This window comes from Streptomyces sp. CO7 (assembly GCF_053474865.1).
The window spans coordinates 16,626-22,775 of sequence record NZ_JBRIOU010000003.1 but is presented as its reverse complement, the minus strand read 5'-3'; the positions used below and the strand labels follow the sequence as shown (position 1 = coordinate 22,775).

Below are 6,150 nucleotides of genomic sequence, written 5' to 3'. Positions count from 1 at the left end.
GCTGGCCGCCTTCTTCGCCTCCCTCACCTCCCGTGAGCGACGCCGCCTCGCCCGCAGCCACCCGCTGGCCGTCGGCGACATGAACGGCGCGCCGGTGCGGCTGCGGTACTACGCCAACCGGCTGGCCCTGGCCGAGGCGCTGCGCGGCGAACGCGCGCGGCCCCGCGACCCCCGGCTGGACGCGGAGGGCAGGGCCGAGGCCCGCCGCAGACTGCACCGCCTCGCCTCGCTGGCGGACGGGGACCGCAAGGTGCTGGCGTTCGACCCGGAGGGGCGCGGGCGGGTCGCCGAGGTCTTCGGCGACCTGGAGCGCGCCGACCGGATCTCCGTGGTGGTGCCCGGCGCGGGCACCGATCTGCTCACCTTCCAGCGCTCCGCCCTCCCCCGCTCCGCCCCGGTGGGCATGGCGCTGGCGCTCCGCCGGGCCCAGCGGGAGGCCCGGCCCGAGGTGCGCACCGCGGTGATCGCCTGGGCCGACTACACCGCCCCGGAGGGTCTGGGCGTGGACGCGGCGACCGCCTCGCTCGCCTCGGCGGGCGCGGGCCGGCTGTCCGCGCTGGTGGGTGCCCTGCCGGGCAAGGCGGGCGTCGCGCTGTTCTGCCACAGCTACGGCTCGGTGGTGTGCGGGCTGGCCGCGCGGTCGCTGCCCGGCCGGGTCACCGACATCGTGGTGGCCGGCAGCCCCGGGATGCGCACCGAGCGCGCCTCCCGCCTCGGCTCCCGGGCGCGGATCTGGGCCGCCCGCTCCGCCGGGGACTGGGTCGGGGAGCTGCCCCACGTGGAGCTCGGCGGACTGGGCCACGGGGCCGACCCGGTCTCCCCCGCGTTCGGCGCCAGGGTGCTGTCCGCGGCGGGGGCGAAGGGGCACACCGGATACTTCGCGCCAGGCAGCGAAAGTCTGGGGAATTTCGCTCTGGTCGCGGCCGGGGATCCGTCGGCCGTGCACTGCGCGCGCGAAGAAGACGCGTGCGGAACCGTTCCTACCGGAGGGTCGCCGGTCAGAAGCTCGTAGCGCCGGAAAAATTTGGGGCCTGTCGGACACGGGACGTCGAGGGGGAGGCACGCTTACGATGAGCCGCATGGGTGACGTACTGGCCGGATTTCATGCCGCCTGGGAGTTCGGGTCCGACTCCGTGCTCATCCGCTACGAACGGGGGATCCGCACACCGAGACTGTTCCAGGCGCTCGGCGAGCGCCGTGTACCGCTCGCCGCCCTCGCCGGGGTCGAGCTGTCCCGCGGGCGGCGCGGCACCGTCGTGCTGCGCGCCCGGCCGAGGGCGGGGGCCGACCCGCTGATGGACGCCGCCGACGGCCAGCTGCCGGAGGGCAGCGACCCGTACCGGCTGGTGCTGCCCGGCGACCGGGAGACGCTGGCCGAGTACTACGCGGACGAGCTGCGCGCCCTGCTGCCGGGCGATCCGGGTCCGACGACGAGCTGCCTGGTCGCGCCACCGGAGGCGCCGCGGCAGTTCAAGGCCTACGACGCGAAGGCGTCCTTCGACGGCTCGACGGTGACCTTCCGCTGGTCCTGGACGGGCGCGTCCTCCGCCAAGTGGAAGACCGGCGACCAGTACGTGCCGGTGGCCGACCTGGCGGGGGTGGAGTGGCGTTCCCCGGAGGCGCTGGAGGGGCACCTGCGGCTGCTGCGGCGGGGCGCGTCGGACCACGGGCCGCACGTGCCGGTGGACCAGGACCCCTCGGCGGTGGTGTTCGGGCTCGGGTACGGCCCGGTGCACGAGTCGCTGCCGTTCGCGGCGGCGGTCCTGGCCGCGGCGCGGGCCGCCGGCGGCGCGGCGGACAGGAACACGGCCGAGCGGATGACGCCGGTGGCGGTCGGGGTGACCCGGCGCGACCCGGCGGACATCGCCGACCGGATCCGTCACCTCGGCGAGCTGCACCAGGCGGGGCTGGTCACCGACGAGGAGTTCACCGCCAAGAAGGCCGACCTCCTCGCCGAACTCTGAGCCCGCCGGGTCAGTACGCGTCCCCGGTGGTCGACGAGGTGATGATGCCGTCGTGGGCGAAGTCCCCCGGCGGGATGCCGGGGTGGTGTCCCCCGGGCCGCGGGCGCGGGCCGGGCGGGCCGAGGGCCAGCCGGGAGACGATGCGGTAGCGGTCGCCCCGGTAGACGGAGTGGACGTACTCGACGGGGCGTCCCGAGGTGTCCGTGGTGAGGCGCTCGATGAGCAGCGCCGGGGAGAGCACCGGCACGTCGAGGACGGCGGCCTCCGCCTCGTTGACGACGGTCGGCTCGATGGACTGGGTGGCCTCGTGCACGGTCACCCCGTGGTGCTCCCTGAGGTGGTCGTAGAGGTCGCCGGCCTCCAGTTCGTCGGAGGTGAGCGAGGCGGGCACCAGGGTGGCCGGGAAGTGCAGGTGCTCGACGGCCATCGGGGCCCCGTCCACCAGGCGCAGCCGGGCGATGTAGACCAGCTCGGCGGCCGGTGAGATCCGCAGCCGGCGGCCGATGCGGGCCCCGGCCTGCAGCGTGGCGCGCTCCAGGATGCGGCTGGACCAGGAACCGGAGGCGGAGGGGACGTCCAGCGGGGCCCGGTCCGAGGTCAGCTCCTGGGTGATCTTGGCGGGGGCGACGAAGGTGCCCCGGCCCTGTTCCCTGGTCAGCAGGCCGGTGGCCACCAGGCCGTCGACCACCGCGCGCAGGGTCGGCCGGGACACGCCGAGTTCGGCGCACAGGGCGCGCTCGGAGGGGATCGCGTCGCCCGGCCGGCTGGCCTCGATCAGGACGCGCAGGTGCTCGCGGACACGTTCCCGCTTGAGCATGGCGCTCGACGACCCGCTCCGCATGACGGCCTCCCTCCCCGGCCGCGGACGGACCGGCTGGTCAACTACCCAACCCGCCGACCGGTCAACTGGTCAAGCGGCGTGCCGCACCTTCCCTGAACCCGAAGTGCTCAGTATTTCCAAGGGTGTTGAGTAATTCCTGGGGGATTGACGGGCCCTGCGGAGGGTGCCAACTTCGTTTACCACTCCATGCCGGATGACCAATTGGTCAGGTCTCATCGAGGTGACCGTGAAGATCCGCATCATCGCCGGTCTGTCCGCCCTGGCGGCGGCAGCCGCGCTCACCAGCTGCAGTTCGGGTTCGTCCTCCGACAAGGGCGACGGCCCGCAGAAGATCACCGTGTGGATCATGAAGGACAGCGTCACCGACGACTTCCTCGCCCGCTTCACCAAGGCCTTCGAGAAGGACCACCCCGACCTGGACCTGGACATCCAGATCCAGGAGTGGAACGGCATCGGTGAGAAGGTCACCGCGGCCCTGGCCAGCAACGACGCCCCGGACGTGATCGAGGTCGGCAACACCCAGGTCGCGCAGTACTCGGCGAGCGGCGGAGTCAAGGACCTCAGCGACAAGGTGGAGGAGCTCAAGGGCTCCGACTGGCTGCCGGGCCTGGCCGAGCCGGGGAAGATCGACGGCAAGCAGTACGGCATCCCCTGGTACGCGGCCAACCGGGTGGTCATCTACCACAAGGACCACTTCGCGAAGGCCGGCATCAAGGAGCCCCCGAAGACCCGGGACGAGTGGATCGAGGTCACCGAGAAGCTGAACAGCGACAAGGTCCAGGGCATCTACCTGCCGGGCCAGAACTGGTACACGCTGGCCGGCTTCGTCTGGGAGGACGGCGGCGACCTCGCGGTCCACACCCAGGGCCCTTGGAAGGGCTCGCTGGACACGCCCGAGGCGCTGCGCGGCATGGAGTTCTACAAGAAACTCCAGGCGCTCGGCAAGGGCCCCAAGGACTCCGACGAGGCCGAGCCGCCGCAGGCCGAGGTGTTCGCCAAGGGCGACGTCGCGCAGGTGATCGCGGTGCCCGGCGGCGCGAAGATCATCGAGCAGGCCAATCCCGAACTCGCGGGCAAGCTGGGCTTCTTCCCCGTCCCCGGCAACACTCCGGGCAAGCCGGGCGCGACCTTCACCGGCGGGTCCGACCTGATCGTCCCGGAGGCCTCCGCGCACCAGGACGCCGCCTACCAGGCGATCGAGGCGCTGGCCGGCGACACCTGGCAGAGCGACATGGCCAGGACCATGAGCTACGTGCCCAACCGGACCTCGCTGGCCTCCGTCATCCAGGACAACGAGGGCACCGCGGCGATGGCCGCGGCCGCCGCCCAGGGCCGGGCCACGCCCAACTCGCCGCAGTGGGCCGCCGTCGAGGCCGCCAACCCGATCAAGGAGTACATGACGGCCGTCCTCACCGGCCAGGACATGGCGAAGGCGGCGAAGAAGGCCTCCGAGAGCATCACCAAGACGCTGAACTCATGAAACGGCCGGCATCCGCGGACGCGCGGGAGGGGACGAGGGCGGACGCCCCGGCCGCGGTCCCCGGCCCCTCCCCCGTCTCCTCCCGGGGCCGCGGCCGCTTCGACCCGCGCGGCCTGTGGCCCTACCTGCTGATCGCCCCCACCGTCGTGGGCGCCGTGCTGCTGCTGGGCTACCCCCTGATCCGCAACCTGCTGATCTCGGTGCAGGAGTTCGGGATGGGCGAGCTCATCCGCGGCGACGCCGGCTTCGTGGGCCTGGCCAACTACCGGGAGATCCTGTCCGACCCGGAGCTGTGGGAGGTCGTCCGCCGCACCCTGTGGTGGACGCTGCTCAACGTCGTGCTGATCATGGTGCTCGGCACGCTGGTGGCGCTGATGCTGCAGCGGCTGGGCCGGGTGATGCGGATCGTGGTGACCAGCGGTCTGGTGCTCGCCTGGGCCAGCCCGGTCATCGCGACCACCACGGTCTTCCAGTGGCTGTTCGCCTCCCGGCTCGGCGTCGTGAACTGGGCGCTCACCCGCCTCGGCTTCGCGTCGTTCGAGGACTTCTCCTGGACGGCGAACGGCACGGCCGCCTTCACCGTGCTGCTCCTGATCGTGGTGTGGCAGTCGGTGCCCTTCGTCGCGATCACCCTGCACGCGGCGCTGCTGACGGTGCCGGCCGAGCTCTACGAGTCGGCGCGGCTGGACGGGGCGGGGGCGTGGCGGATCTTCCGGTCGATCACCCTGCCCATCCTGCGGCCGGTCTTCGGGCTGATCCTGTGCCTGGAGATCATCTGGGTCTTCCGCTGCTTCGCCCAGATCTGGGCGATCACCGGCGGCGGACCGGACCAGGCCACCACGACCCTGCCGGTCTACGCCTACCGGATCGCCCAGTCCCTGCACCGCTACGACCTCGGCGCGGCGGTCTCCACCCTGACCGTGCTCCTGCTGCTCGCCGTGCTGATCCCGTACCTGCGCCAGATGCTCCGTCAGGAGGCCGAGGAATGAGCACAGGAGTGAGCCGGGCGGCGCGGCGCCGTCTGCCGCTGAACGCCGGGGCGCTGATCGTCTTCGTCCTCTCGGCGTTCCCCGTCTACTGGATGATCCTCACGGCGTTCAAGCCGACGCCGGAGATCCAGGCCGAGACCCCGGTCTTCTGGCCCACCTCCCTGACCCTGGAGCACTTCACCACCGCCGCCCGGGCGGACGGCTTCGCCCAGTTCTGGCGCAACAGCCTGCTGGTCACCCTGACCTGCGTGGTGCTGGCACTGGTGGTGGCGCTGGGCGCGGCCTTCGCGGTGGCGCGGATGCGCTGGAAGGGCCGCCGGGCCTTCGTCCTGATGGTGTTCGTCGCCCAGGTCGCCCCCTGGGAGGCGTTGCTGATCCCGATGTACGTCATCGCCCGGGACACCGACATGCTCGACCGGCTGCCGACGCTCACCCTGATCTACTTCATGATCACGCTGCCCTTCACGGTGGTGACCCTCCGGTCGTTCCTCACCGGCATCCCGGTGGAGCTGGAGGAGGCCGCCCGGGTCGACGGGTGCACCCGCTCCCAGGCGTTCCGCCGCGTCACCTTCCCGCTGCTGGCGCCCGGCCTGCTGGCGACCTCGCTCTTCGGCTTCATCACCGCCTGGAACGAGTTCGCCTTCGCCAACATGCTGATCATCAAGAACCAGGACGACCGCACCCTGCCGGTCTGGCTCTCCTCGTTCTCCAACGTCTTCGGCACCGACTGGGGGGCCACCATGGCCGCCTCCACGCTGTTCGCCCTTCCCGTCCTGCTGCTCTTCCTGGTGCTCCAGCACCGGGTCGCCGCCGGCATGGCCGGCGGCGCGGTGAAGGGGTAGGGCGCCGCCGCGCGTGCGCGCCGCTCCCCCACCC

General features: G+C 72.2%; 6 protein-coding genes. 5 read left to right on the top strand and 1 reads right to left on the bottom strand.

Features of this window, described 5'->3' with window-relative positions; genetic code table 11:
* Positions 1-1,012: alpha/beta hydrolase (locus ACOV8S_RS09935; RefSeq protein WP_448317435.1), on the top strand; the 1,012-nt coding region annotated here is incomplete at its 5' end.
* Between the two features lie 67 nt (positions 1,013-1,079).
* Complete coding sequence (locus ACOV8S_RS09930) at positions 1,080-1,964, top strand: DUF4429 domain-containing protein (RefSeq protein WP_448317434.1); 885 nt, start codon at positions 1,080-1,082, stop codon at positions 1,962-1,964.
* A 10-nt stretch (positions 1,965-1,974) separates the two neighbouring features.
* Here the strand turns inward: ACOV8S_RS09930 and ACOV8S_RS09925 are convergent, their stop codons facing one another.
* Positions 1,975-2,805 carry a GntR family transcriptional regulator gene (locus tag ACOV8S_RS09925; RefSeq protein ID WP_448317433.1) on the bottom strand — a complete coding sequence of 277 codons (831 nt, stop codon included), beginning with the start codon at positions 2,803-2,805 and terminating at the stop codon, positions 1,975-1,977.
* Between the two features lie 226 nt (positions 2,806-3,031).
* Between ACOV8S_RS09925 and ACOV8S_RS09920 the strand changes: the two genes are divergently transcribed.
* The 3 genes from ACOV8S_RS09920 to ACOV8S_RS09910 are packed head-to-tail and all read left to right on the top strand — an operon-like array spanning position 3,032 to position 6,116.
* Positions 3,032-4,285: an extracellular solute-binding protein gene (locus ACOV8S_RS09920; RefSeq protein ID WP_448317888.1), complete on the top strand. Its 1,254-nt coding sequence runs from the start codon at positions 3,032-3,034 to the stop codon at positions 4,283-4,285.
* Positions 4,282-5,274 (top strand): carbohydrate ABC transporter permease, encoded by a 993-nt coding sequence (locus tag ACOV8S_RS09915; RefSeq protein ID WP_448317432.1) that lies wholly within the window; start codon positions 4,282-4,284, stop codon positions 5,272-5,274. Before ACOV8S_RS09920 ends, ACOV8S_RS09915 begins: the two co-directional genes overlap by 4 nt.
* Positions 5,271-6,116: a carbohydrate ABC transporter permease gene (locus ACOV8S_RS09910; RefSeq protein ID WP_448317431.1), complete on the top strand. Its 846-nt coding sequence runs from the start codon at positions 5,271-5,273 to the stop codon at positions 6,114-6,116. Before ACOV8S_RS09915 ends, ACOV8S_RS09910 begins: the two co-directional genes overlap by 4 nt.
* The last annotated feature ends 34 nt before the right edge of the window (positions 6,117-6,150 follow it).